Genomic DNA, 23,902 nt, shown 5'->3' with positions numbered 1-23,902 from the left:
TCAGCGGGACGCCAATCTGGCGCGAGATTTTGCTTTTGGCTGATGAGATTCCAAGGACCCGGTTCAACGAGGGTTTCCGTCTTCTGCCCATGATCCGGGAGACTGCTTGCTTCCGAAGGCGGAGGCAAGCTCCCTGCATTTCATCCGCGAAATCATTTCGACCGATGGTTCCCAGGTCGCCAACTCGGCGGATTGAGGGATGGCCGCCAGCGTTCCAGCGTCGAGCTGGTCGAAGACTTCTCCGAGAAGCTCAAGACCGAGAGGCGCAAGGTCGCGGCGCCACAGGGTGGCGGCGTCATCGTCGGGGCGGATGAACACGTGACGTTGGGCGGCGATGGGGCCGCCGTCGGCGACGTCGTCCATCCAGTATACCGTACCACCCGTCACGCGTTCGCGCATGCGGATGGCCCATTCGATGGCGCTGCGGCCGCGGTGGAGGGGGAGAAGGCTGGGGTGGTAACCGAGGGCGCCGAGGCGGGCTGTCGATCGTAGACGCTCGCCAATGAAGTCGTGGCAATGGGCGCAGACGATGAGGTCGAGATCAGGGGCGACCGCGCGGGCGGCGGCCGCGGTGAAGGAGCCGGAGGGGATGACCGGGATGCCACGGTTCTGGGCGAACTCAGCGAGGCGGTCCGGGCGGTCCCCACCGACCGGACAGGAGACACCGACGATTTGCCAACCGGGACGGCGGGCGATCATTTCGGCGACTTCGTGGGCGAAGTGCTTCTGGCCGGCGACGATGACGTTCATAGTGCTTCGGTGCCGATGTATTTGAAGCCGTGGACTGCGCGGAGGTGGCCGCCGAAGCCGGATTGGATCGCGGATCCGCTCTTGGCCATCGAAGCGTAGGACTTGGACTTGTCGTCACCGAACAGGCCGGCAGAGATGTGGAGCCAAGCGGGGCGCTTTCGCAGGGCGGCGACGAGGCCTGGGTGACTGGTGTGGAAGTTGGTGAAGCACGGGCGGCCCCACTTGTTCTTCCCATGGAGCATGGCGCGGCAGCATTCCTCCAGGAAGGCGAGGCCGACGCCGGCCCCCTGCCACTCCGGCATGACGACGAGGCGGCAGGCGCGGATGAAGGGACCGAGATTGAACTGCGGAGAGAACGCGAGATGCGCGACAGGTTCCTGCCCGACAAAGCCGGCGTAGTGTTGAGCCGCGACCATGTTCGGAAGCTTCAGGTAGTGATGCGGCTCAAAATGCCGCCATAGGGCTCCTGGCACACGGCGGATTTCGAGATCGATCGAGGGACGGCGGGAGCGTCGCCGAAGACAGTCCCCGCTGAATTGCCCTGTCGCGGTGTCCAGGATCCAGTCGGGGCATAGCCACTCGGCAACGTCGTAGTGGCAGGTGAGGAGGACCACGCGGCGACCAGTGCGACGCCATGCCTTGGCGAATGCGGCCGCTCCGATGCGGGCAATCTGACGATCGACCACCGAGGTGAACTCATCGATCACGACGGGCTCGTCATGGTCCGGCGGATCGGCGACCAGGCGGGCGAGGTTGGCGCGGAACTGTTCACCGTTCGAGAGGACGCGGTAGGGCCGGAGCCAGGTGGGAACAGACCCGAGGCCGACGGCTGTCAGGGCTGCGGTGACCTGGTCGAAATCCGCACCGGGTGCGATCGTATCGATCAACGGCGCATCGTGGGGCCAATCGGGCGTAAAGAGTTCGCCGAGGTGGCGGCCGAGGGAGGACTTGCCGGAGCCGGAGGGTCCGACGACGAGGCCGATGGACCAATCGCTGCCGTCGATGGGTAGCTCGAAGTTGGCGGTGAAGCGGTGGCCGTCCTCGCAGTTGAAGAGGCTTTTCACACGTTGTGCACGGTAGCTGCAGAAGTCCCGTGAGGAGTGGTTGAGGGTGACCTTCATCAGGAAACGACGACTCGGATGTTGCGCTTGGGGTGCTGTTTGGTGAGGCGCTTGAAGAGACGTTCCTGGTCGGGCTCGTCGTCGCAGAGGATTGTCAGGGCAAACTGCTTCTTGTATCTGAAGCGGGAAGCCCGCGATCGCTGGCGGTTGCGGTCCTCCTCGGTGAGAGGATTTGGTTTGGAAGGGTGAGACATGCGCCCGTGGTAGGCTGGAGCGGGATCGCCAGCCAGCAGGACGGGGCGAAAGGTGCGGCAGATGCGGCAGGTGTGATCAAGCTACTAGGGATCCCGTGGCAAGGTGTGGACCTCAGCGCGAGATGCGCCATCCGACGACACCGACACTGCCATGAAATCCTTCCTCCAATCCCAGTTCCGCCACGTGCTGACGTTTGTGCCTGGCCTCACAGGTTTCCTCGTCGCCCTGCCCTTCATGAAGCCGGAAGACGGCGCTGAGGTGAATGGCCTCCTCATGAAGATCTTCGCGGCGCTGATCGGGCTCTTGGTGCTCATGATCACCCGGGCGGTGATGTGGTCCGTCGAGAAGTGGGCCCCGGGACTCGCGCCCTTGCTGAAGGGTAATCTTTCCCAAGAGGAGAAACAGGACGGCGCGAATGCCGGCAGTTCCGGGGGGAATCTGTCGGTGCTGTTCCTGGCGGCGGCGGCAGGGCTTTCCATGGCTGGTTTGACCCTGCTGCCGTCGTGCTCCGTCGCGGCCTCGGCTCTCACCGGTGCTCCGATCCCCGCGGAGTCGGTGCAACGGGCCGGCGATCCGGATGCGCATCCGATCCTGATCGTGGCGGATGACCTGGCGCGGGCGGAACGGGAAGCGGAGCAAGCGACGGAGAACGATGAGCCCGCACCAGTGAACGGCCTCTACGACGCCGGGAGGGCCGCGGCGATGGCGCGCGAGGTTTTTACCGACTCTGGCAAGTAGCCCTGCGGGAAACTCTGAAACGCTGAAAAGCTGAAAAGCTGAAAGGCTGAAATTTTAGGAGGGAGACGAGGCACGTGGAAGACCGCGATACGGACCCAATCCGGCTGCCCTGACTCTCCTTCCTTCACCCGTACTCCATACCGCGAAACCGGGGCCTCGGCGCTGCTCCGGGACGACAGAGACGCGATCCCCGCTGAGCCGAGCAGCGGGCCGCGACCACCCAAAGAGCCAGGCGCTCATTGCACCTCCAAGCCCCGGTCAGGATCTCCGCCTGGCTGCCTGACCGGGCACCACTCTCCAAAAGCTGAAAGGCTGAAATCTGAAACGCTGAAATGAAGAAGCCGCTTATCTGTCTCGATCCAGGGCACGGGGGAAAAGATCCCGGTGCTGTCGGCCCAACGGGCCTGCGCGAAAAGGACGTGGTCCTATCGGTGGCGCTGCTCACCCAGGCGGCGCTTATCACGGGCGGTGGCGTCGACGTGATGCTGACGCGGAAGGACGATGTCTTCATCGAACTCAGCGAACGCGCGGCGATCGCGAACCGTGCCGAGGCGACGCTGTTCCTGTCCATCCACTGCAACTCCGCTGAAAAGCCGGCGATGGGGATTGAAACGTGGATCGCCAAACGGACCGCGGTTTCCTTCCCCTTGGCTGAGGAGCTGCAGGAGGCGACGACGGCGGAGTTTCCGTCGCACACGGACCGGGGAATCAAGCGAGCCAACTTCGCGGTCCTCAGGCTAACCGAGATGGCGGCCGCCCTCGTGGAGCTGGAGTTCATTCACGTCATTTGCGGTGAGGACCATCTCCGCGACCCGAAGGTGCAGGCCCGCTGCGCCGCTGCCCTGGCTGCCGGCATCCGTGACTTCCTCGGCATGCCGGCTTCGATCGAGCGCCCGGGCAAGGAAGCCGATCCGGAGGAGCCTCAATCATGCCCCGCCCTGGTGATGGCCGACCGCATCCGTGGCGTGGCCGATCAGCTTCTGCAAATCGCCCACCTGGCCGACGCATGAGAGAGAGCCCGGAAATCGATTCTAAGAGGGGGGCGGCTGTGAGCCCCAACGTTGGGCGTGGCGTTCCGGGTGGGCGTTGCATGACCCGTTGCATGCGTTGCATGGCCCCATTTCGGATCGTCACCACCAACCGGGAGGGACACCCGGCATGAAGGGCGGCCAAGCGATCTTCTCCGAGGTGTGCTGTGCGGCCAATCCGGCCGCGGCGGTCGCCGAGCTGAGCGACGCGGAATTGGAACAACTCGACGGTGCGCTGACAAGTCTGCCGGACACGGGTGTGCCGGGCGTGATCAAGGCCCAAGTGACCGCCGACCAGGCGCGGCGCTGGCGGGTGGACCGCCAGGCGGAACTCGAACGGGGAGGTGGGGAGTGATCTGGCTGTGGATGTACGCCCCGGTGATGGCGCAGGTGGAGGGAGCCTCCCACTATACTTCCGAGGAACTCGGCAAGTGGGTGCTGATCGCGATCGCGGTTCTGGGCGGTCTCAAGATGCTCAAGGACATGGCGGTGAAGAAGCCGCCGGTGAAGCTCGACGATCCGGTGCTGGTGCAGTTGCAGGAGGAGTTTGCGCGGCGCTCCGAGCTGGAGCGACTCGACGGCGACCTCCGGCACCTGCGGTCGGAGCTGAAGGGCGACTTCAAGGAGATCAAGGAGATGATCCGCGGCGCGGTCGACAAGGTCGATGAGTACGCCGAGCGGTCCTACCGGGCGCGGAAGGAGATCCATCGGGAGGTCAACGGACAAGGCCAGCGGCTGAGCAGCGCCGAGCGCGGGCTGGCCGAGCAGAAGGAACGGATCAACGGCATCAGCGACCTGGTGCGCGAGAACGCGGCGCGGTGTGTCGCGGCGAAAGAGTCATGAGTGGAGAACCGACCATTTCAGAAGCGAAGGGAAAGCGTCTGGTGCGCGAGGTCATCGCCCTGGCGCGCGGGTATGGCATTTCCGAGAAGGCGATCACCGACAAGGTCAACGAGTTGGCGCGGCCGGACCGGGCGAAGATCGCGACGGTGCGCGAGTGGATCGAATGGAACCAGCACCGCGGGTTCATCACCTACCGCTACAACGAGGACCTCGAGGAGGACCTGTGGTTCCTGACCGAGCGGGGCCAGGCGAAGCGAAACGAGACGCTGAAGTGAATGGCCGGGAAGTCCAGAATCGACGCGAAGCTCAAGCGCGCCCCACGGGACCAACAGCTGGAGCTGTGGCGTCTGCGCAATCCGCTGGATCCGGAGACGAAGCCGCTGTCGCTCGAGGAGCTGCAGTTGGAGGTCCCGCGCATCTGCGGCTTCACCGCCTCGGTCAATACGCTGTGGCGCTGGGAGCAGTGGTTTGCCTTGGAGCTGGAATGGGAGGAAGCGATCGAGGAGGCGGATCAGCTGGTGGAACGGTTGATCAAGGACCCGGCCGTGGATCCGGCCAAGGCGAAGCGGGCCGCCCAGCTCCTCTTCACTCACCGGGCGATGAAGCAGGACGATGGAGACCTGTTCGTGAAGCTCTCGACCCTGGACTTGAAACGCGAGGCCCAGGAGACGGCGCAGGGCCGGTTGGATCTGGACCGCGAGCGCTTCGAGGAGATGAAGCGCGAGGTGGAGAAGAAGGAGGCCGCGAAGAAATCGCTGGAAGAGCGGAAGGCCGCGGGCGGCCTGAGCGACGAGGCGCTGGAACTCATCGAACGAACCCTGGGAATGCTCTGATGGCGAAGCGGCGTCCAGACCATGCGAAGCACTTCCGGGGCAAGGCCCGGAACATCCCGGAGCGGGAGACGTTCATGCTGCCCTATCAGGCGCGCTGGATCGAGGACCGGAGCTTGATGAAGCTGATGGAGAAGAGCCGCCGGGTCGGCATCTCCTACGGCACCGCCTATGACCTGGTGCGCCAACACAGCCGGGCAGCGAACCGCAACGACTCGTGGGTGAGCAGCCGTGACGATGCGTCCGCGAAGCTGTTCCTGATGGACTGCAAGACCTTTGCAAAGTCCCTGAAGATCGCGGCGGCCGACTTGGGAGAACGGGTGCTGGATGACGCCGGGAACTCGGCCTACGTGCTGCGCTTCGCCAACACGACGGACATCAACTCGGTGTCGAGCAACCCGGATGCTTTCGCCGGCAAGGGCGGCAACGTGACCCTCGACGAGTTCGCCCTGCGGAATGATCCGCGAATGGTCTATTCGATCAGCTCGCCCTCGATCGACTGGGGCGGCCGACTGGCGATTATCTCCACCCATCGCGGGAGCGGCAATTTCTTCAACATCCTCATCCGCGAAATCCACGAGAAGGGAAACCCAAAGGGCTTCTCGCTCCACCGGGTCACGCTGCAGGACGCGCTCGACCAGTTCTTCCTCTGGAAACTCCAGACGAAGTTGCCGGAAGGCGACCCACGCCTTGAGATGGATGAGGCCGAGTATTTCGACTACCAGCGGAGCCGCGCGGCTACCGAGGAGATCTTCGCCCAGGAGTACATGTGTGTGCCGGCCGACGATGCCTCAGCGTTCATCGAGTTCGCGTTGATCGACGCCTGCAAGTATCCGGCCGGCGAGCGTTGGGAGTTTTCCCTGGAGGACATGACCGCGGGCACGAACCCGCTGTATGCCGGGGTGGACGTGGGGCGGAAGCGGGACCTCACTTCCATGACCGTGATCGAGAAGATCGCGGGGCAGTATTTCACGCGGAAGCGGATCGACCTGCAGAAGCTCCCCTTTAGCGAACAGGAGGCGATCCTGTGGCCGTGGTTCGAGCGCTGCACCCGGGTGTGCATCGACAATACCGGGTTGGGCATGCAGTTCGCGGAGCGCAGCCAGGAGCGGTTCGGCGACTACAAGATCGAGCCGGTGACCTTCAGCGGCCCGGTGAAGGAGGCCCTCGCCTATCCGCTGCGTAGCGCGTTCGAGGACCGGGCGATCCGGATCCCGTTCGGGGATGATTTGTTGGAGGCCGACCTGCGCAAGGTGCGGAAGGAAACGACCGCGGCCGGGAACATCCGTTTCGTGGCGGACGGCGACGAGGATGGCCACGCCGACCGCTTCTGGGCGGTGGCCTTGGCGATTCATGCGGCGAAAGGTCCGGACGGCCCGTTTGCCTATCAGCCGGTCGAATCCATGCGGCCGCAATTCCGACGGATGGGAGGTGGGCTGTGATGACGACGATCAAGAGCCCGGGGATTCTCGGCCCGGATGGCCGGCCGGTTTCGAGCGAGCGAGTGAAGCTGGAAAAGCAGACGCGCTTTAACCCGCTCGTCAATTGGCAGCCGGATGTACTCACGCGGCAGCTGGCGGCGTTCGCGCGCGGCGAGATCAAGGACCTCGCCTGGGTAATGCAGTGGCTCGAAGACCACGACGACATCATCTCGACGGTCGCGCCCAAGGCGAAGGCGGCAGTGTCCCGTGAGGGCTTCGACGTGGTGATCCGGCCGGAAATCGATCCGGAGGCCAAGCAGCAGGCAGAAGACCAGCGTGGAGTCCTTCAGGCGTTCTACGATTCAATCGAGGTCGGCCACGCGGTGGACGGCGACATGCAGGGCGGATTCCGCCTGCTGGCCAACCAGGTCATGGATGGCTACGGCAAAGGCTGGAGCACCCACCACGCGGTGTGGCGGCCGACCCCGGCAGGCCTCCGTGCGGAGCTGCAGTTCGTCCCGCTATGGTTCTGGGAAGCGACCGAAGGACGGCTGCGCTTCCTGCCTCATCACTCGGCGCTGCGTGGCATTGATCGCAACGACTTGGGCGGACCTACGGCGTGGCTCGTAAGTCGCGGACGCGGCGTGATGCTGGCGTGCGCGATCGCCTCGATGTTTAAAAGGATCCCGCTGCAGGACTGGCTGACCTACTGTGATCGCCACGGGATGCCGGCGTTCCTTGGGAAGACGACGGCCGCACGGGGAACCCAGCCTTGGAACGATCTTTTCACGGCGGTGACGAGCATCGGCAGCGAGTTCGGCGCGGTGGTCAATCAAGGCGATGCGATTGAGGTGCTGGACCTCACCACGAAGGGAGACCTCCCCTACGAGAAGCTCATCGACCGGATGGATCGGGCCTGTGTGATGCTTTGGCGCGGCGGCGACCTCTCGACCATTTCCCGCAGAGACGGTGTCGGTGCGAATCCGCAACAGGAAGAGACTGACGACCTGGACGCGGACAATGCGTCGTGGGTGGCGGAGACGATCGACCGGCAACTGAGCCGGACGGTGCTCGACTGGCACTTCGGCCCGGAGGCGCCGCAACTGGCCGAACTGCGGCTGCGGACTAAGACGCGAGACAACGTCGAACAAGACCTCAAGGTCCTGGAAGCTTTCCAGCGGATTGGCGTGCGTATCTCGAAGAGCTGGGCTCTCGGGAAGTTCGGCCTCCAGGAGGCGGATGAGGATGAGGAAGAGCTGGGGAGTGCGGAACGCGGAACGCGGAATGCGGACCCGAAGAAGGCCGGGCCGACGGACGAAGAGCCGGACGATCAGGAGGAAGAGGCAACCGCGAACAACGAGCGGATGCAGGCAGTGCTGGGCGAGGTGCTCGGTGTGCCAGGCGAGATGCTGGAACCGATCAGCGATGCGATCGCGCGACTGGAAGCCGACGACGAACGGACGGATGCCGACTGGCTGGCGTTTCTCGAAGAGGCGGTCGAGGAGATGCCGGAGTTTTTCGCGGACGTGGACGCCAGTGCGCTGGCGACGGCCTTCGAGCGAGGGATGGCGGTGGAGGTGGTGAAGGGAGTGAGGGCGGCCGTGGGAAAAGCTGAAACTGGGAAAGCTGAAAGCTGAAATGAAGACGAAGAGAACAACTTTTGCAGGGGCGCTGCTGACGGTGTGCAACACGGTGGCAGGCGCGTATGTCGACGGGCTGAATATCGCTGCGGGGGCCTTCGCTGAGCTGACGCTCAAGGAAGGCGAACAAGAGTGGCGGGGCGAGTTCATGCGCTATGGCGAGTATCCCGCCACGATCATCGAGAACGGCCGGCCGAAGCGCATCGTCCAAGTGGTTGACCGCGAGGCTGCGAATGAGATGGCGACGAACTTTGCGGGCCTGCGCACCCAGGTGGCCACCTTCTTCAAGGGCATCGGCGTCTTTGAAGGACACGCGGACGATCCGGCGTGGCGGGCAGTCAATCCGGGATACAAGCCGGCGGCCGTCGGCAGGATCAAGGAAGTGATCGCGGGAACGGCAGGCATCGAGACCCGCACGGTCTTTAATTCGAAGGGAGCCGCCATGCTGTCGGGCGAAGCTCCCGAATACAGCGGCCACTCGCCGCGGTGGCGGATGCGACCCATTCCCGGTCGCCCGAATCACTACCGCCCCTTCCTGCTGCTCTCCGACGCGCTGACCAACGACCCGAACATCCCGGGCGCGGCGATCGCGCTGAATGAATCTCCGGCCAATGGCCACGAGGGAACCAACGAAACCAACGAACCAACGATGAACGAAGAACTGTTGAAGCGCCTCGGGCTCAAGCCGGGTGCCACTCAAGCCGAGATCGATGCCAAGGTGGCGACCGCTCTGAACGAGCGCGACACCGCCCGCAACGAACTCACCACCTCCGCCTCCAATCTGACGGCCGCCAATGAGCGGATCCAGAAGCTGGAAACCAAGGCGGCAGAGGATCTTAACGACCGCGTGGTGACCGCCCTGAACGACGCGGTGACCAACAAGCGGATCACCGAGGCGGAGAAGCCGACCTGGGAGAAGATTCTCAAGGCTGACTTCGATGCCGGCAAGAGTGCGCTCGATGCCAAGACGGCGACGGCGCTGAACACCACGAACCACGTGGCGGACCTTGGCAGACGGCAGGGCGAGGGAGCACCCGCCGCCCCCGGCATCGAAGCGATGCAGGCCGCCGCTCGCGATTACGCCGGGCGCAATCACATCGACATCAACAACGAGGCCGGCTGGTCGCGCGCGTGGGAAGGAGCGAAGGCCGAGAAGCCTGAACTCTTCGGCGTGAAGAAGTCCTGATCCCACCTCGCCACCACCACACATCTCCAACCGAGAACCTAACATGAAATTCGAACTCGTTCTGGGCGTCCTCGCCCTCCTGTCGTTCCTGCCGATCCTGATCGGTCTGGTTCATTCGCTGCGCACGATCGGCCGTCCTGGCTTCGACGTGTGCAACATCGGCGGCTCCTACGAAGGAGGCTACACCCGGTCCGCGGAGGCGGCCGTTCCGACGCCTCACCTGCTCGCTACCCAAGGCACCGCCGCCAACGAGGCTGACATCTGCGGCGTGGCGGATTTCCCGATCGGGAAGTTCGCCGACGCGGCCGAGATCGACACCATGGTCGGAATTATCCCGCTGACGCTGGGCAAGCCGACCGAGATGATCGCCAGCGAGGCGATCGCCGTGGACACCGAGGTGTATGCCGCGGCGAACGGGAAGGTCTCCGACCTGCCCGCGGATGCAGGCGACTATTGGAAAGTCGGGCGGGCGATCAATGAGGCCGCTGCCGATGGCGACGAGCTGATCGTGACGCCGATCTATCCGGTCAAGGTGACCGTGGAAGCGTAACGGAGCGGCGAAAATCCGAGCGAATCTCAAGAACACGAACGCAACGACATCATGAAGAACGCATCTCTCTACTTCGCGCTGACCGGCGCGACCTCAATGGCCAAGACGCCCAGCTTGGGCGATATCATCGTCAGCAACGACCAACAGAACTTCGCCGCCAGCTTGGCGACGGAGGTGGTCGGCTATCTCGCAGGACTTCCCTCGCCCGACGAGGAGGAGTCGCTGAACCTACTCGCCCCTTTGCTGATGACCGGCGACTTCTTCAACTTCCCGAAGGCGGCTGACGAGGCTTTCCTCACCGAGATCGACGGCTCGGACATCCGCGCGATCGGCGGATCCTTCAAGCGGATCGAGCACCGTGGCACCAAGGTCACGCTGGGCACCGATCAAAAGGGGCTGACCGAACGCGTCGACCACCGGACCATTCCGGTGGTGAACGGACAACGCGTCGCCGGCTGGGAGAATCGAACGGCACGCGGTCTCATGAACCGGCTGACCCGTGCGGACAAGTACCGCGCCCTGGGCGTGATCGACGGAGCGGCGAACAACAATAACGTCGTCTGGGACGCGGCCGGGAATCCGGATGCGGACATCCGGGCGATGGTGCAACGCACCCGGACCAAGACAGGCCGGCTTCCGACGCACCTGGTGGTGGGATCTGCGGCGCAGATGCTCCGGCAAGACAGCTACGAAGATGCGGCCCGCGCGAACCACGCGATGGCCCGCCACTCGGAGTGGACCATGGAGCAGCTCGCTGCCTATGCCAGTGCGGGGCGTGGCTACGTTGAAACCGGGCTGATCCAGACGAAGAAGGGTGCCGCCAAGATCGATCAACTCGGCCTCGCCGTTTATAGCTACTCCGCACTTGCCGAGCCGTCGATCAACGACCCCTCGAACATCAAACGAACTTGGTCCCCGACTCTGAGCGGCGGCCGTTGGGCAGTGTTCATCCAGGAGGGAGCGGCGTGGACCGACATCACGGTCTTCCATCAAACGAAGATCTTCGCTCCGCAGACGGCCGGCATCGAGAAGCTGACCCCGGCGGCGGCCTGATGATCTAGCTCCGGATCGGTTTCGATCCCGTGCGGCGGGAGGGATTCCGGGTTTTTCCCGCCCGCCGCATCGATCGGAAGCGAACCGCTGAAACGCTCAAATCTGAACCGCTGAAAGAAGATGGCTGACCCTTGGGTGACGGTAACGGCGAACGACGTGCTTGGCGCGATGACGAAGCGCGAGCGTGAGGATTTCGCCACGGTCTCGACGGACGTGGAGGTGCCGGACCGGGTGACGCCGATCCTGGCGGACCTGGTCGCGGAGATCCGTGGCTACATCACCACATGGAGCCAGAACACGGTCAGCGCTGACTCGACGAAGATCCCGCAGAGCTTCCGGGCGCGGGCGCTGGATCTGGCGCGGGCTCGGGTGCTGGCGACCATCCCCGGCTACGACCAGGGCGAAGATCGGCGGAAGGCGACCGAGGCGGCGGAGTCGTTCTTCAAACGCGTCGCTGACGGGAAGATCCGGCCGGAGCCGGCGGAGGACGCACGGGCGAACACGACGCCGAATGAGGTGCCGGCGGGGGTGGAGTGGAGCGCGCCCGGCAGTCGGACGGGCCGCAACCGAATGAATGGGCTCTAGCTTCAGGAAACTTCCGAGGGAGACAGATTTTTCAAAAAGCGGCGCCGGGATTTTTACAATAAGTTAGGTGATTGAAGAACTGACATGCTGGATCGACTTGCCGGGGGACCGGCGGGTGCGGGTGCGCGTGTCGGTGAACACGGGACCGGCGATTCCTGCCCCGCTGGAGCGGGACGAGGTGCGGCCACCCTTCTTTCATGAAATGCCGGAGATCCTCGATCGTCTGAGCATGGGCGACTTTCAGAAGCTCGAGACGGGGAGGTTGAGCCGATGAAGCCGCACGAATTCCGCAGGGCGGCCGCAAGGTGCCTGCAACGGAAGGGAGGTGCGGCGTGATCGATCTGACGACGGACAGCCCGCTGCAAGCGGCGGTGGAGGCGATGGACCGGCGGACGCCGGTGGGATCGACGATGACCTCCCGCGAGTGGGAGGCGGCTCCTGCCGAGATCCGAGATCGTTCGTTTTGGATCTCGACCGTCGAATGCGAACGGATCCTGGCAGAAGCGCAGCGTCGGCTTAAGCAGGTGATTTCCCAACAACGTGACGCTGCCGAAGAAGGCGGAAGGGTGATGAATCGCACCCGCTTCATCGCCGAGATGCAGGACGTGCTGAAGGAGCTGGGCTACCAGCCTGATCCGAATAAACGGGGCACCCTGCAAGACGTCTCCAGCGCGCGGAGGCTGGGGCTCATCTGGGACATGAATCTCAAGATGGCTGCGGGCTACGCCAAATGGAAAGCCGAGCAGGATGAGGATCTCCTGGACGAGTTTCCCGCATGGGAGCTGACGCGGGAACTCGGCCGTGTGGAGGTGCGGGACTGGCCCGCGATCTGGGCGGCCGCCGGCGGCGAGTTCTTCGGCGAACCTGGACCCGACTATCCGAGTGCGCCGGGGCGCATGATGGCGATGAAGACGGACCCGATCTGGGCGGCGATCAGCCAGTTCGGCACGCCCTGGCCGCCGTTTCGATGGGGAAGCGGCATGGGCCTGACGGACATCGACCGTGATGAGGCGGAGGAGCTGGGTGTGGTGCTGGAAGACACGGTTCAGGGGCCACTGGCCACGCCCTTCAACTCCGGCTTTTCCCAAAGCATCAAGGGGCTGCCCGAGCCATCCCGCGAGCGCCTGCGCAGCGAGTTCGGCGATACCTGCCGGATTGACGGCGACCGAATCTTCCACCAACGTGACACGACCGAGGCCAATGAGCACCGAGCAAAAACCATCCGCGAAGAACTCAGGGCGCGTGCTCGATCCGCAGTCGAGCGAGGCGAAGCAGCTCTTGAGAGGCTTCGACGAGAAGACGATGCAGCCGAGGCGCTTTACGGCAGTGAAGAAGCGGATGGAGTCCGCCGCACCTACCTCGCGCAACTCGCGGCGGTAGAGAACGGCCGCAAGGGCCTCTTCCACGAGCAAATCACCGAAGAGGCGGCATGGCCGCTGATCGAGGCCGCCCGTGAGGCGATGCCCTCCGCCAGGGTGGAGTGGAAAGACGGTCACCTGCTGGCGTGGCGTCCGGATTTGGACCGCCTGTCTCTGGAAGAACTTGCGGAACTGTCCGGCGAGAACCCGGTGGCCCGCAATGGCATGCTGCTCGGGTATGGCATGGAGAGCCCGGCAGCACTTGGTGAAGAGCACGTCCTGGTGCTCCTGGTCGATGGTGAGGGCAACACGGTCTCCGGCTTTCACGCGCCGCTGCGGGCAGCTCGCATCTACGCGGAAGCACGCCTCCGGGATCTGACCGATGGCCTCGGGCCTGGCTACGATTATCGGATCATCGAAAGGAAGGGAGGCGGGGCATGATTCGGGTGAAGGCTTCCATCGACGATGCGGGTGGCCGCGCGTTCCTGGTAGATTTGGGTGAAGACCTGGTGAACCGGCACGCGCTGAACAAGGTGCTGGCCCAACAGCTCGCCAACGAACTCAAGAAGCACTGGAAGGCGAAGAACGCGACGCCCAACAAGCTCGGTGGGAAGCGCACGAACTTCTGGGCGACGGCGGCCGGGAACACCACGATTGACGAAGTCACCGATGAAGGGGCGACCGTAAAAGTCGGCGGAGACTCCGGGCAGAACATCCGCATTCACCTATTCGGTGGTACGATCAAACCGAAGGTCGCAAAGTTTCTCACGATTCCGCTGGTGGCCGAGGCTCACGGTCTGGCGGCACGGAGTTATGAGAGGGAAACCGGTCGAAAACTCTTCGCGGTGGTGCGGGAGAGCGGAGGCTTCCTCTTCGAGCGCAATGCGAAAGGCGCGGACCGTTCCACGCTCGGCGATCGTGAGGCACGGGTGAAAGGCCGGAAGAACGCCATCGCGCTGAAGGAGCGCACGCCGCTCCGGCCGGTCTATCTCCTGCGCAAGAGAGCGACGATTGACAAGGACTTGGACGCGATCCCGAAAGAAGCCGACCTCGCCGCCGCGCTGGAGAAGCGGGCGAACGCGTGGTTCTCGCGGCAGCAACGGCGGAAAGGGGGCTTGGCATGAGCAAGCTGCTGGACCTGCGGAAGGCGATCAGGACGGTGCTGACGACGGGCGCGAATCCTTTGTGGGAAGAGGCGGCGGTGATCATACGCCGCCGGACGAAGATCTGGAATGATGTGGCGATCGCGGTGGAGAACTCCCGCCACCGGTCCTGCCTGGTGGTCGGGGTGGCAAAGGGCGATCCCGACCGCAGCCGGAAGCCGAAGAGCCGGCTGACCATTATGGATGTGACGGTGCCGGTCACCCTGATCGAGCTGCCCCAGGTGGACCCGGAGGGCGAGGAGGAAGACGAACTGTGGGAAGCAACGGTGATGGCGCTCCAGGGCAACGACCTCGGGCGCGTGGGGACAGGCTGCCAGCACGACTTCGCCTTCGACGGCTTCGATGAGGTGCCGGACGACAAGTATGTGATCCGCCAAACCCTGTTCCGGACGCGAGTGATTCTGAACCCGGATAGCCCTTGATTCACAGGCGAGACGCCTGTGCTCCCATTTTTCAACCCCGACCAACCATGAACGACGACAAACCGAAATCCGCACCGGCCGTGAAAGCGCCGGCATCCCCGCCACCCTCCGATCCGGAGGTTGCCTGCACCGTGCTGATCGCCAAGACGCGCATCCGCGAAGTCCTCAAAGCGCGGGACGCGAAGATCCGCCTGCCGCTGAGCCAGGCGAATGCCCTCGCCAGCCTCAACCCGCCGCGTGTCCGCATCGACGGCGTGTGATCCATGCTCACACCTCCTGAACCTGAACCGACTCATTCCATGATCACGATGTCTCGCGAGCACCTCCTCAACGCGGAGGTCTATTTCGTCCCCGATGGGGAAATCGCCGGCGGCACGAAAGCCAGCGGCACCCTCACTCTCACCGAAAACGTCACCGCCGATGATACGGTGACCATCGGAGCCAAGACCTACACCTTCAAGGCGGCGGTCGGAGCGACGGCCGACGAGGTGACGATCGGCGCCGACGCTGCGGCGACGCTCGACAACCTCATTGCCGCCATCAATGGCACCGCGGGCGCTGGCGGCACCTACGGAGCGAACACGGTCCCCCACACCCAGGTGACGGCCGCGGCCGGTGCGGGCGACACAATGACGGTGACGGCCACCACCGCCGGCACCGCCGGCAATGCGATCGCCACCACGGAGACCTTCACTGGCGCGGGCAACGTGTTCGGCGCGGCGACACTCGCCGGCGGCGTCTCTGGCGACACGATCGGCCTCGACACCAAGCCGGTGGATTTCACCGGCTGGAAATTTGGCTGCCTTAATCAGGTCGAACCCCAGACGGAAACGAAGTCGGAGGATCGCGAATGCTCAAAGGGTCTTCAGGGCGGATTCCGGGTCAAGAAGCGCCAGTGGGTGACCCGCGACATGGCTCAGGTGACGACGCTGGAATTCAATCAACTCCACCACCGGCTGGCCTACGGCCTCTCAGAAGATCCCACGCCGGGCACCGAGCAAACTCCATTCGAGGAGACCTTCCGCGAGATCACCGGGTGGATGCGCACCGAGCAAAACAAGGAAGAAGGCGGTCCGTTCCTGGACATGGAGATCCGGGCGACGCTCCGTCTGCCCTCGACCCCGGCGATCAAGAACGAAACGGCCTCTCCCGTGTGGGAGTTCGAGTATGTCGGCGACGATGGCGGCGGACTCGAAACCATTCTCTTCTATCCGCCCGGCGCGAGCGCCCGCGCCTGAACCACGGGAGGCATCGTAGATGCGTGAGAGCGACTGGCGGGTGACCTGGGATCACGGCGGGGAGTCTCCCGTCGTGATGCTGGATCTTGGCGACCTGATGCCCGACGAGATCGGGCGTCAGGGCAGCCAGGCGACCGCGCTCATTCGCCCGGATGGGGCGCTCTCGGGCATTGCAGCCGGGCGCGGTAATGCCCAGCGCAGCTTGGAGTTCACGCGGCTGGACGAGCATGACACGGCGGCCGATGCCAGCGACGCTTGCGACGCCGAGCTGCTGGCGGCTCCGTGGGGCGCGAAGCAGCTGCTTTCCGTGCGGCCGCGGGACGGGGTGGCGCGGTTCTACCGTGCGGCGCTCTCCGGCAGTTCGCATGCTCCGGTGCCAGGCTCGCCGGTTCCGCGAAGTTCGCATGCCTTCCAGTTCCGCGTCTCGCCGGTGACGGCGGTGGTGCTCCCCGGTGGCCTGGTAGTCACGGGCGGCTACTACAACGATCCGGAGACCTACGTTTTCCCCGAGCTGCCGGACGGCGTGAGCCTGCCGCCGGGATCCACGGTGGAGATCAGCGGCCCGGGGGGTGACGAGGGATGGTATTCCACCGGGGGCACCGGGCTCCCGGCCGGGGGCAGCGGCGGGGTGCCGGTGACTGCGACCGATGCGCCCGGTCCTCCGACCGCGCCGGTGCTGGTCTCTGCCCCGACGATTTCAGGAGACCCCTACCCAGGGGAAATCCTTTTGAGGGTGGCCGGCACGTGGACCGGAGCCTCCAGCATCGCCGGGGTGTGGCTGCGCAATGGTGCGCCGGATGGGTACGGGGCGACGTATTTCATCCCAGAACCCGCGGAGATCGGAGAGGTGATCGTCTTCCGCGAGGCGGCGACCAACGAGGTGGGCACCACGCTCGCCAATTCGAATACGATCACCGTCGAAGAGCCCCCGTTTGAGAACCTCACGCCGCCTTCGATCAGCGGCACGCCGCAAGTCGGGGAGACGCTCACCCGCACGGCCGGCACTTGGCAGAGCGAGGACAGCGTGACCGGCGAGTGGTATCTCGATGGCGCGGCCACCGGCGAAACGGGCGCGACCTACACGATTCCCGAGACCGCGGAGATCGGAGATGAAATCCTTTACCGTGAGACCGCCATGAAGAGCGGCAGTCCGGATCTCACCGCAGACAGCAATGTGCTGACGGTGGCGGGCGGATCGAACCTGGTCACGGCACCGTCGATCGAACGGGTGGATGACGCCTACAACTTCGCCTCGCGCATCGCCGGAACCTGGTCGGGCTCGCCCTTGTTCGTTTCCGGCGAGTGGTATCGCAACGGGGCGGCGACCGGCTCCACCAGTGCCACGGTGAATATGGCCGGGCCCTCGGGGGCGGGGCCGGGCGATGTGTGGATCTATCGGGAGACCGCCTATTTCCCGGGAGGGGCAACGGAGACAGCCGACAGCAACTCGATCACCATTGGGGCGTTTGGGGTAGTTCGAGTCCCGGTGATTGCCGTCCGCACCGCGCCTTCCCAGCTCGAGGTGACTGTGGTGGCACAGATCGATGGTTTGCCCGACTCAGTGACGAACTACTGGATCACCGACCGGGGCTATTCGGGATCGGGTGCCGGGTATCACGTCGGCGATACCTATCAGAAGCGCGGCAACGTTATCCACCGTACGGTGGCGACACGCGGCGGTGCCACCGTCACGACCGACTCCAACTCCATCGAGATTCCGGACCCATGATTTCCGCATCTCCTTCCCGCATCGTCTTCACGCCGACAGGCGGCTCTGCGATCGATCTGGTGGCGGTGGGGGATGATCTCTATCAGCCGATCCGTCGGGACGCTGACCAGGCGATGTATCTCCGCGACGGGGTGCTCGAGGGCGAGGCCTATTTTCGCCCCCTCGGTGGAGTGAGCGTCCGCCTCGGATGGTCGGCGGCGGGAGCAGCGATGCCCCACGGTGAGGCGCAGGCAGCGTGGCTGAACGCCGAGCGCACGGCCGCTGCAGAGCTGCTGCATGTGACCGGGGCGCTCCGGATCGAGACGGCGGGCCAGACTGCACTCTACGACCCGGCCGTGATCGTGACCTGCCGGCCTGCGCTGCCGCTCGGCGGGGACAGCCGGGTGCAAATCCAGTGGGAGGTGCTCGCCGGTCTCCCGGAAATCTCGAACCCAGACTGATATGGCGGACAAGGACTTCAAAATCGGGATCAGCACCAAGGCGGATACGTCGGGGGCGAAGGAGGCGGAGGCCGCGCTCGCTGCCACAGCGGCAGCCGCGGAGGAAATCGACGATGCCTTGAGTACGTCCGGAGCGTCACCCTTGGACGAGGTCGCCGTCGATGCTCGCCAGGCCGAGGAGGCAGTCGAGGAACTGGCCCGTGCCGCCGACGACGCGGAAGACTCTCTGGAGCAAATGGCGGTCGGCGGCTTTGACCAGGTCTCCAGCCAATCCGACGAAGCGAGCGCGGCGGTGAAGCGGCTCAACGAGTCCCTGGGCATCGTCGAGAAGACCGAGGCCGAGCGGGCGGCGCATCGAGCGCAGTTCCTGACCGCGGCAGAGCGCGAGGTGGCCGAGGTGGAACGCCTCGCGAATGCGCACCGGAAGGAGGCGCAAGCGATCCGGGACATTCCCGACGCGACGCCACAAGCGATCCGCTCGCTCGATGCGCTGGAGGAGGAGGTGCGGCAGCTCATGCGCGAGCTGCGCACGCTGCCTGTCGGCTCCGCGGAGTTCACGGCTCTGGCGGGCAGGGTGAAGGTGGCGCAGACCGCTCTCGACGATGCGGAGCGATCGGCCCGGAAGCTGGGTGCTACGACGAGGCGCGGGGGAAACGCGGGCATGGCTCTCCTCGAGTTCCAGCGAGCATTTGAAGACTTCACCTATGCCGGGCTTCGAGGAGCCTCCAACAACCTGCCGGGACTGATCGCAATGCTAGGAGGCGGGCCAGGTCTGGCGGGTGTGCTCGGTCTGGGTGCAGTGGCGGCTACGATCTTCGCGCCAAAGCTGGGGATGATCGGCCAAAATGCGAAGGATGCGCAGAAGGATGTGGATGGATTGCGGGATTCGCTTGGCGAGATGGAGAAGGCGATCTCCGCAGATAACACCGAGGCGATCGAAAAGTCTGCATTGAGCCGTGCGGAGGGCTTGGAGGCGACGCTGAAGGCGATCGTGGAAGGCTCGAAAGGTGCAGACAGTAAGGACGAACTGGAAGCTCTTCGACTGCGATCTGAGGCAGAGGTTTCCACGGCAAAGGCGCGGCTGGAGGTTGCCAAGCTGGAAGCGCAGATTGCGAAGGCAAGCGCAGAGGAGCGACTTCGACTAGAAGAGAAGCGGGAAGAGCGGCTCCGGCAGATTCTGGAGATTGAGCGCAACACCACGGAGGAACTTCGGAAGCAGGCTCTGGAGGCGGCCAATCGAAAAGCGGTCGAGGCCAAGGAAAAGCTGACGGCGGTGGATGGAGCAACGCAGAAGGCGGAGCTGGAGGTGACGGCGGTTCGGAGCCGGCTTCAGGAGGCAGATGAGGAAGTGGCGCGCCTCCAACAGGAGCGGATCAAGAGACTTCAGTCCCTCGGCGAGCATGAAAACCGACTTGTGGCAAAACTGGCGGAGCTGGAGAAACGGGCGATCCTGACGGGTGGGGCGTCTGCCGTCGGTGATTACGAGGAATACCTGGGTCTGAGGGGCGAGCTGTCCAGTGTGCGGAAGCAGTCGGAGATTGCCCAACGTCCGTCGGAGCGGGAGATCATCGCAGGAGAGAAGTCGAAGGCGATCAGCGAAGGAGAGCTGGCGAAGGCGGAAGAGATCTTCGCAGGACTGGCAGAGGACCAGCGGGCGGCGGCAGAAGAGCTAAAACGAGCGCTCGCGTCGTCGAATCAGCTGAAAGCGACCCAGCAGATCGAGCGATCCCGCGACGAACAAATCGCAGCGGTGAACGAGGATGGGCGAGTTCAGCAGAAGGACCGAGCTGATCAGGAGCGGAGAATTCAGGAGACGCTTGGCGATCTTGGTGCGCTGGCAGACGAACTGGCGAAGAACGACGCAACGGCACCGCTGGCGGAATCGATCCGGGCGGCGCTTTCGGATAAGAAGCTGACGGTTGAGGAACTCGACAAACTAGGTGGCGAGTTTCGCACCTACGACCGTCAAATCGGCAGCCTCGGCGCGACGATGCTGGAGCACGCGCGGGGCCTGACCGAGCGCTTGGGCACGCTGGAAACGGAGTTTCGCAAGCTCCAGAGCCAACAAGGGAACAAGAATTACTAAGCCGTGGCAGTGACGTGGTCCATCGTGGGAGAGGCCGGGAAGACGGTCGATGACAGCGGGCACAGCCTCGCGGAGCTTGGCGCGTCCGGAGCAGTGGTGGATTTCCGCAGCCTCGCGGCGGACACGATGAGCTGGCAGGTGCCATTCGTGGACGCGACGGGTGCCACCGCCCTTCTCCCGGACCTGGGCCAGAAGCTCACGCTGAACCGCGACGGCGAACGCTATTTCGAGGGGCGGGTGACGGGGCGGCGGATCATCGGGGATGCACGTTCGCCGCGGGCACAGATCACGGTTTCCGGCCCTTGGTGGTGGATGAGCCAGGTGCCGCTCTCCAGCGACACGGCGGACCAGGCGGGCGATGCGTCGGAGCGGCCGCAGTTCGTCTTCGCGACGGGTAGCCCGCGGACGCACCTGATGGCGCTGGCAGCGCGATCGACGGCGCTGGGAGTACCGGTCTCGACGGGCTCGATCGCGTCGGTCTTTCCGGTGCCGAGGCTGACGCTTCGGGATATGCCGCTCTCCGAGTCGGCGGCCGAAATCATGCGCTGGGTGGCCGACGGCGTGGCCTACATCGACTACACGGTCGAGGGCGCTCCGGCCATTTCCATGCAGCGGCGGCCAGCGGCGGCGACGGTGACGATCACTCCGGGCCAAGAAACGTGGCCAATCATCGACGTGGCACCGCGGATCGACCTGGAGGTTCAGGAGGTGGTGGTTCAGTCAGCCACTCGCGAGACGGTCGCGAACAAGCGAGTCACGGTGTGGGCCTCGGAGACGGCCGGCGACGCCTCGGCCGCGGCAGTGCCGTCGCGCCAGATCGCCCTGGTGACCGGTCCGGAAATCGACACCTATCTTCCACAGGATTTCACCGACTCGGTGGTGGTGAAGTCGCTGCCTTTCGCCGGCAACGGTGGGGTGCTGCTCAAGCTGATCGAGCCGATTTTCGATGCGACGGGGGCCGGGACCCCATCGATCGGGCAGTTCTACGAGCAGTTGGGAGCGATCCATGTCAACATTCCGGGCATCGGCTACGTCGGGCAGGCCCCGGGCAATCCGAACCAGAACCAGTATGCGCACTCGGTGCGGGTGGTGGACACGGACGGGAATGCGTTGCCGGCGGGCTACACTCATTTCCTCACGCTGGGGGAACCTCGCGATTGGTGGGCTCAAGCGGGGATCGAATACAAGGAGGTTGTCGTTTCGGCAGTCGCCTTCCAGCGGACGATCAATCCCGACGATCCCCCCAGCCAGCCTGAGTGGGCGGAGCTGCTCGGCGCTGACTCGTATGCCACGCCCTACGGGGGCGACTACTACCGCTACGACTGGAAGCTGGTGTCCGGCCGTGCTGTGGCGGTGAAGACCTCGTGGGCCGCGGAGACGACGCTCGTGAGGCCGGAGGACTACGCCTTTGTCCACCCGCCGGCGGGGCTGGCGGCGAACCTGCTGGCGACCCAGAACTGGCTGCCCTACGAGGGGAGCATCTCCTTCGTGCAAGAGGAGATTCCCGCCGGTCACTACCTCGGCAGCGCGCTCAATATCGCGGGCTGGCGGCCGGAGACGGCGAACATGCGGGCGATGATCACCGGCCACTCGGTGGCTTTGGCAACCGGCGAGGTGACCCTGACGATTGGCGCGCCCGACCGCCTGGCCTACCGCGACCTGGTCAATCGGTTCAGGGCGAGCGGTGCGGACAACCTGGTGTGGCTGGTGGAGAGCGTGAGCGGCGACCCAGGCGAGAACCCGCCGCCGGATCCGGAACTCGAAATTCCCGTGGCCGGAGAGTTCGAGCTGACCTTCGACGGCACCGGGATCGTCTTCAGCGGTGAGCCCATCGCCTACACTCCACTTCCAGCGGGGGTCATTGGATTCAATGGCAGCCCGATCACCTACGATGCTGAAATCCTGACCTACAACTGACCATGGCGATCGAAATCAATGGCGCGGACGAAACAACCGTGGGGCCGCTCCGCGAGGCTCTGAAGGCAGCCGAGAAGGCTCGGGCCCTGCGTTTTCGCAGCGCGGACGATGCTCCCGCTTCCCCGGAGCTGCCGACGCTGGCAGGCGCTGGCGGGAAGCTGCTCGCGGTTACCGAGGAGGAAGACGGAGTCGAGTTCGTCGATCCGGCAGTATCGGGGGCTTCGGCATTTACCGAGCTTTCCGACGCGCCGTCGGACTACACTGGCCAGTCCGGTAAAATCCCGGCGGTGAACGAGGCCGAGGACGGACTGGAATTCATTGATCCGCCGATAGGGGGTGGCGGGGGCGCCGAGGACTTCACGGCCTTGGGCGACGCGCCTTCCAGCTACTCCGGGCATGGGGGCAAGTTTGTGGCGGTGAACGCCGCCGAAGATGGGCTAGAATTCGTGGACGAGCCGTCCGGAGGCGGTGGAGGGCTCACCTACTGGACCGAGAGTTCCTCGACCAGCAGCCCAAACAACACCATCCACGTCGCCCAACTGACGCCGTCCGATGCCAGCAGCAATGTTGACCTCGCGATCACGCCGAAAGGCACTGGGTCGCTGCTGGCACAGGTCCCCGACAACACGACGACCGGCGGAAGCAAGCGAGGTTTGAATGCCACCGATTGGCAGCGAGAACGTAACAACGCCACCCAAGTCGCAAGTGGTAGCAATTCCGCCATCGGAGGCGGTATCAGGAACAAAGCATCGGGAACCAGCTCGACCGTTGCCGGTGGGAACACCAACACCGCCTCTGGCGACTATTCGGCAGTAGGAGGTGGCGAATCAAACACGGCAGCCGCGACCGACTCCTTTGTAGGAGGCGGGAAGCAGAATACCACCAACGGCACCTACTCCACTGTCTCCGGGGGCTATAGCAATACCGCCAGCGGGACCGGAGCGACGATCGCCGGAGGGAGCCTCTGCACCGCTTCAGGGAACTACAGTTACGCCACTGGGTCGGGCTGCACGGCGTCGGTGGATTACGCGTTCGTCAGCGGGGGAAACGCGCAGGCTGCCGTCCAGGGCAAACGGGCCCACGCGGCCGGGTCCTTCAGCACGGCAGGCGACGCCCAGATTGCGGAGTACGTCATGCGGCGGATCACGACCGACGGATCACCGGGCACCCTCACTGCCAATGCATCGTCAGTTGGCGGCACGACCAATCAGGTGGTGCTGACCAACAACAGCGCGGTGCGGATGAAGGGAGAGGTGATCGCGCGCAACGGATCCACGGGAGACGTCAAGGTCTGGGAGATCGCGGCTACGGCCAAGCGAGGAGCGAACGCCGCCGCGACCTCGCTGGTCGGGATGCCGGTCGTGACGGCCGGGGATGCCGACGCGTCAGCGAGCGCTTGGGATGTTGCCATCACGGCCGACACGACGAACGGCGCCTTGGCGATCACCGTCACCGGGGAGGCAGCGACGAATATACGGTGGGTCGCGAGGTTGGAGACCGTTGAGGTGGGGTGAGCAACGGTGTTGCCGGGCCGCTGCATGATGGATGCAGCGCTGCCGCCTGGACCGGCCCGACGGTCAAATTTCACATTTCTCTGCTCAAATTTCAC

General features: G+C 64.6%; 26 protein-coding genes. 23 read left to right on the top strand and 3 right to left on the bottom strand.

The annotated features are described in order from the left end of the window. Positions 1-63: 63 nt before the first annotated feature. From ABXH26_RS06420 to ABXH26_RS06410, 3 genes are read right to left on the bottom strand one after another with little or no spacing between them, the layout of a single operon-like run. The gene (locus ABXH26_RS06420) at positions 64-750 is read right to left on the bottom strand and encodes a formyltransferase family protein (RefSeq protein WP_353566220.1); all 687 of its coding nucleotides are present in this window, start codon (positions 748-750) and stop codon (positions 64-66) included. Beyond that, the gene (locus ABXH26_RS06415; RefSeq protein WP_353566219.1) at positions 747-1,871 is read right to left on the bottom strand and encodes an ABC transporter ATP-binding protein; all 1,125 of its coding nucleotides are present in this window, start codon (positions 1,869-1,871) and stop codon (positions 747-749) included. Before ABXH26_RS06415 ends, ABXH26_RS06420 begins: the two co-directional genes overlap by 4 nt. Next, positions 1,871-2,065, bottom strand: a complete 195-nt coding sequence (locus tag ABXH26_RS06410) for a hypothetical protein (protein ID WP_353566218.1) — start codon at positions 2,063-2,065, stop codon at positions 1,871-1,873. The genes ABXH26_RS06415 and ABXH26_RS06410 overlap by 1 nt, the downstream gene beginning before the upstream one ends. A 151-nt stretch (positions 2,066-2,216) precedes the next feature. Here ABXH26_RS06410 and ABXH26_RS06405 point away from each other — a divergent pair, with 151 nt between their 5' ends. The 23 genes from ABXH26_RS06405 (at position 2,217) to ABXH26_RS06295 (ending at position 23,807) form a co-directional block, all read left to right on the top strand. After that, positions 2,217-2,804, top strand: a complete 588-nt coding sequence (locus tag ABXH26_RS06405; RefSeq protein WP_353566217.1) for a hypothetical protein — start codon at positions 2,217-2,219, stop codon at positions 2,802-2,804. A 332-nt stretch (positions 2,805-3,136) separates the two neighbouring features. Continuing rightward, positions 3,137-3,814, top strand: a complete 678-nt coding sequence (locus tag ABXH26_RS06400) for an N-acetylmuramoyl-L-alanine amidase family protein (protein ID WP_353566216.1) — start codon at positions 3,137-3,139, stop codon at positions 3,812-3,814. A gap of 148 nt (positions 3,815-3,962) precedes the next feature. After that, positions 3,963-4,187, top strand: a complete 225-nt coding sequence (locus tag ABXH26_RS06395; RefSeq protein WP_353566215.1) for a hypothetical protein — start codon at positions 3,963-3,965, stop codon at positions 4,185-4,187. A gap of 11 nt (positions 4,188-4,198) precedes the next feature. Continuing rightward, positions 4,199-4,675 carry a hypothetical protein gene (locus ABXH26_RS06390; protein WP_353566214.1) on the top strand — a complete coding sequence of 159 codons (477 nt, stop codon included), beginning with the start codon at positions 4,199-4,201 and terminating at the stop codon, positions 4,673-4,675. Further along, positions 4,672-4,950, top strand: a complete 279-nt coding sequence (locus tag ABXH26_RS06385; RefSeq protein ID WP_353566213.1) for a hypothetical protein — start codon at positions 4,672-4,674, stop codon at positions 4,948-4,950. Before ABXH26_RS06390 ends, ABXH26_RS06385 begins: the two co-directional genes overlap by 4 nt. Then, complete coding sequence (locus tag ABXH26_RS06380) at positions 4,951-5,508, top strand: hypothetical protein (RefSeq protein ID WP_353566212.1); 558 nt, start codon at positions 4,951-4,953, stop codon at positions 5,506-5,508. 74 nt (positions 5,509-5,582) lie between these two features. Then, the gene (locus ABXH26_RS06375; RefSeq protein WP_353566211.1) at positions 5,583-6,947 is read left to right on the top strand and encodes a phage terminase large subunit family protein; all 1,365 of its coding nucleotides are present in this window, start codon (positions 5,583-5,585) and stop codon (positions 6,945-6,947) included. Then, positions 6,947-8,563, top strand: a complete 1,617-nt coding sequence (locus tag ABXH26_RS06370; RefSeq protein WP_353566210.1) for a phage portal protein family protein — start codon at positions 6,947-6,949, stop codon at positions 8,561-8,563. The genes ABXH26_RS06375 and ABXH26_RS06370 overlap by 1 nt, the downstream gene beginning before the upstream one ends. A gap of 1 nt (position 8,564) precedes the next feature. After that, entirely contained in the window at positions 8,565-9,752 is a 1,188-nt protein-coding gene (locus ABXH26_RS06365; protein WP_353566209.1) for a phage protease, read from the top strand. Between the two features lie 43 nt (positions 9,753-9,795). Further along, positions 9,796-10,302 (top strand): capsid cement protein, encoded by a 507-nt coding sequence (locus ABXH26_RS06360; RefSeq protein WP_353566208.1) that lies wholly within the window; start codon positions 9,796-9,798, stop codon positions 10,300-10,302. A gap of 51 nt (positions 10,303-10,353) precedes the next feature. After that, complete coding sequence (locus ABXH26_RS06355) at positions 10,354-11,355, top strand: hypothetical protein (RefSeq protein WP_353566207.1); 1,002 nt, start codon at positions 10,354-10,356, stop codon at positions 11,353-11,355. Positions 11,356-11,475: 120 nt separating this feature from the next. Beyond that, entirely contained in the window at positions 11,476-11,940 is a 465-nt protein-coding gene (locus ABXH26_RS06350) for a hypothetical protein (protein ID WP_353566206.1), read from the top strand. A gap of 67 nt (positions 11,941-12,007) precedes the next feature. Next, on the top strand, positions 12,008-12,214 hold the full coding sequence (locus ABXH26_RS06345) for a hypothetical protein (RefSeq protein WP_353566205.1): 207 nt from the start codon (positions 12,008-12,010) through the stop codon (positions 12,212-12,214). A 58-nt stretch (positions 12,215-12,272) separates the two neighbouring features. Further along, positions 12,273-13,739, top strand: a complete 1,467-nt coding sequence (locus tag ABXH26_RS06340) for a putative phage head morphogenesis protein (protein ID WP_353566204.1) — start codon at positions 12,273-12,275, stop codon at positions 13,737-13,739. Positions 13,740-13,744: 5 nt separating this feature from the next. Continuing rightward, complete coding sequence (locus tag ABXH26_RS06335; protein WP_353566203.1) at positions 13,745-14,422, top strand: hypothetical protein; 678 nt, start codon at positions 13,745-13,747, stop codon at positions 14,420-14,422. Next, the gene (locus ABXH26_RS06330; RefSeq protein ID WP_353566202.1) at positions 14,419-14,883 is read left to right on the top strand and encodes a hypothetical protein; all 465 of its coding nucleotides are present in this window, start codon (positions 14,419-14,421) and stop codon (positions 14,881-14,883) included. Before ABXH26_RS06335 ends, ABXH26_RS06330 begins: the two co-directional genes overlap by 4 nt. Before the next feature lie 47 nt (positions 14,884-14,930). Continuing rightward, the gene (locus ABXH26_RS06325) at positions 14,931-15,143 is read left to right on the top strand and encodes a hypothetical protein (protein ID WP_353566201.1); all 213 of its coding nucleotides are present in this window, start codon (positions 14,931-14,933) and stop codon (positions 15,141-15,143) included. Between the two features lie 39 nt (positions 15,144-15,182). Then, the gene (locus tag ABXH26_RS06320; protein ID WP_353566200.1) at positions 15,183-16,121 is read left to right on the top strand and encodes a hypothetical protein; all 939 of its coding nucleotides are present in this window, start codon (positions 15,183-15,185) and stop codon (positions 16,119-16,121) included. A 19-nt stretch (positions 16,122-16,140) separates the two neighbouring features. Then, positions 16,141-17,850, top strand: a complete 1,710-nt coding sequence (locus ABXH26_RS06315) for a hypothetical protein (RefSeq protein WP_353566199.1) — start codon at positions 16,141-16,143, stop codon at positions 17,848-17,850. Continuing rightward, complete coding sequence (locus ABXH26_RS06310; protein WP_353566198.1) at positions 17,847-18,290, top strand: hypothetical protein; 444 nt, start codon at positions 17,847-17,849, stop codon at positions 18,288-18,290. The genes ABXH26_RS06315 and ABXH26_RS06310 overlap by 4 nt, the downstream gene beginning before the upstream one ends. A 1-nt stretch (position 18,291) precedes the next feature. Next, the gene (locus ABXH26_RS06305) at positions 18,292-20,376 is read left to right on the top strand and encodes a coiled-coil domain-containing protein (protein WP_353566197.1); all 2,085 of its coding nucleotides are present in this window, start codon (positions 18,292-18,294) and stop codon (positions 20,374-20,376) included. Positions 20,377-20,379: 3 nt separating this feature from the next. After that, entirely contained in the window at positions 20,380-22,293 is a 1,914-nt protein-coding gene (locus ABXH26_RS06300; RefSeq protein ID WP_353566196.1) for a hypothetical protein, read from the top strand. 2 nt (positions 22,294-22,295) lie between these two features. After that, complete coding sequence (locus ABXH26_RS06295) at positions 22,296-23,807, top strand: hypothetical protein (protein ID WP_353566195.1); 1,512 nt, start codon at positions 22,296-22,298, stop codon at positions 23,805-23,807. The last annotated feature ends 95 nt before the right edge of the window (positions 23,808-23,902 follow it).

Origin of the sequence: Haloferula sargassicola, assembly GCF_040362925.1 — a bacterium.
Classification (GTDB): Bacteria; Verrucomicrobiota; Verrucomicrobiia; order Verrucomicrobiales; family Akkermansiaceae; genus Haloferula; species Haloferula sargassicola.
This window is presented reverse-complemented; position numbering and strand designations above follow the sequence as displayed.

Bases quoted from the DNA above. Each gene is read 5' to 3' on its own strand.
- ABXH26_RS06305 (WP_353566197.1), top strand. From the start codon at position 18,292: ATGGCGGACAAGGACTTCAAAATCGGGATCAGCACCAAGGCGGATACG.
- ABXH26_RS06400 (WP_353566216.1), top strand. From the start codon at position 3,137: ATGAAGAAGCCGCTTATCTGTCTCGATCCAGGGCACGGGGGAAAAGAT.
- ABXH26_RS06295 (WP_353566195.1), top strand. From the start codon at position 22,296: ATGGCGATCGAAATCAATGGCGCGGACGAAACAACCGTGGGGCCGCTC.
- ABXH26_RS06370 (WP_353566210.1), top strand. From the start codon at position 6,947: ATGACGACGATCAAGAGCCCGGGGATTCTCGGCCCGGATGGCCGGCCG.
- ABXH26_RS06310 (WP_353566198.1), top strand. From the start codon at position 17,847: ATGATTTCCGCATCTCCTTCCCGCATCGTCTTCACGCCGACAGGCGGC.
- ABXH26_RS06415 (WP_353566219.1), bottom strand. From the start codon at position 1,871: ATGAAGGTCACCCTCAACCACTCCTCACGGGACTTCTGCAGCTACCGT.
- ABXH26_RS06420 (WP_353566220.1), bottom strand. From the start codon at position 750: ATGAACGTCATCGTCGCCGGCCAGAAGCACTTCGCCCACGAAGTCGCC.
- ABXH26_RS06350 (WP_353566206.1), top strand. From the start codon at position 11,476: ATGGCTGACCCTTGGGTGACGGTAACGGCGAACGACGTGCTTGGCGCG.
- ABXH26_RS06355 (WP_353566207.1), top strand. From the start codon at position 10,354: ATGAAGAACGCATCTCTCTACTTCGCGCTGACCGGCGCGACCTCAATG.
- ABXH26_RS06360 (WP_353566208.1), top strand. From the start codon at position 9,796: ATGAAATTCGAACTCGTTCTGGGCGTCCTCGCCCTCCTGTCGTTCCTG.
- ABXH26_RS06320 (WP_353566200.1), top strand. From the start codon at position 15,183: ATGATCACGATGTCTCGCGAGCACCTCCTCAACGCGGAGGTCTATTTC.
- ABXH26_RS06365 (WP_353566209.1), top strand. From the start codon at position 8,565: ATGAAGACGAAGAGAACAACTTTTGCAGGGGCGCTGCTGACGGTGTGC.
- ABXH26_RS06375 (WP_353566211.1), top strand. From the start codon at position 5,583: ATGCTGCCCTATCAGGCGCGCTGGATCGAGGACCGGAGCTTGATGAAG.
- ABXH26_RS06385 (WP_353566213.1), top strand. From the start codon at position 4,672: ATGAGTGGAGAACCGACCATTTCAGAAGCGAAGGGAAAGCGTCTGGTG.
- ABXH26_RS06405 (WP_353566217.1), top strand. From the start codon at position 2,217: ATGAAATCCTTCCTCCAATCCCAGTTCCGCCACGTGCTGACGTTTGTG.
- ABXH26_RS06315 (WP_353566199.1), top strand. From the start codon at position 16,141: ATGCGTGAGAGCGACTGGCGGGTGACCTGGGATCACGGCGGGGAGTCT.
- ABXH26_RS06395 (WP_353566215.1), top strand. From the start codon at position 3,963: ATGAAGGGCGGCCAAGCGATCTTCTCCGAGGTGTGCTGTGCGGCCAAT.
- ABXH26_RS06380 (WP_353566212.1), top strand. From the start codon at position 4,951: ATGGCCGGGAAGTCCAGAATCGACGCGAAGCTCAAGCGCGCCCCACGG.
- ABXH26_RS06330 (WP_353566202.1), top strand. From the start codon at position 14,419: ATGAGCAAGCTGCTGGACCTGCGGAAGGCGATCAGGACGGTGCTGACG.
- ABXH26_RS06410 (WP_353566218.1), bottom strand. From the start codon at position 2,065: ATGTCTCACCCTTCCAAACCAAATCCTCTCACCGAGGAGGACCGCAAC.
- ABXH26_RS06325 (WP_353566201.1), top strand. From the start codon at position 14,931: ATGAACGACGACAAACCGAAATCCGCACCGGCCGTGAAAGCGCCGGCA.
- ABXH26_RS06390 (WP_353566214.1), top strand. From the start codon at position 4,199: ATGTACGCCCCGGTGATGGCGCAGGTGGAGGGAGCCTCCCACTATACT.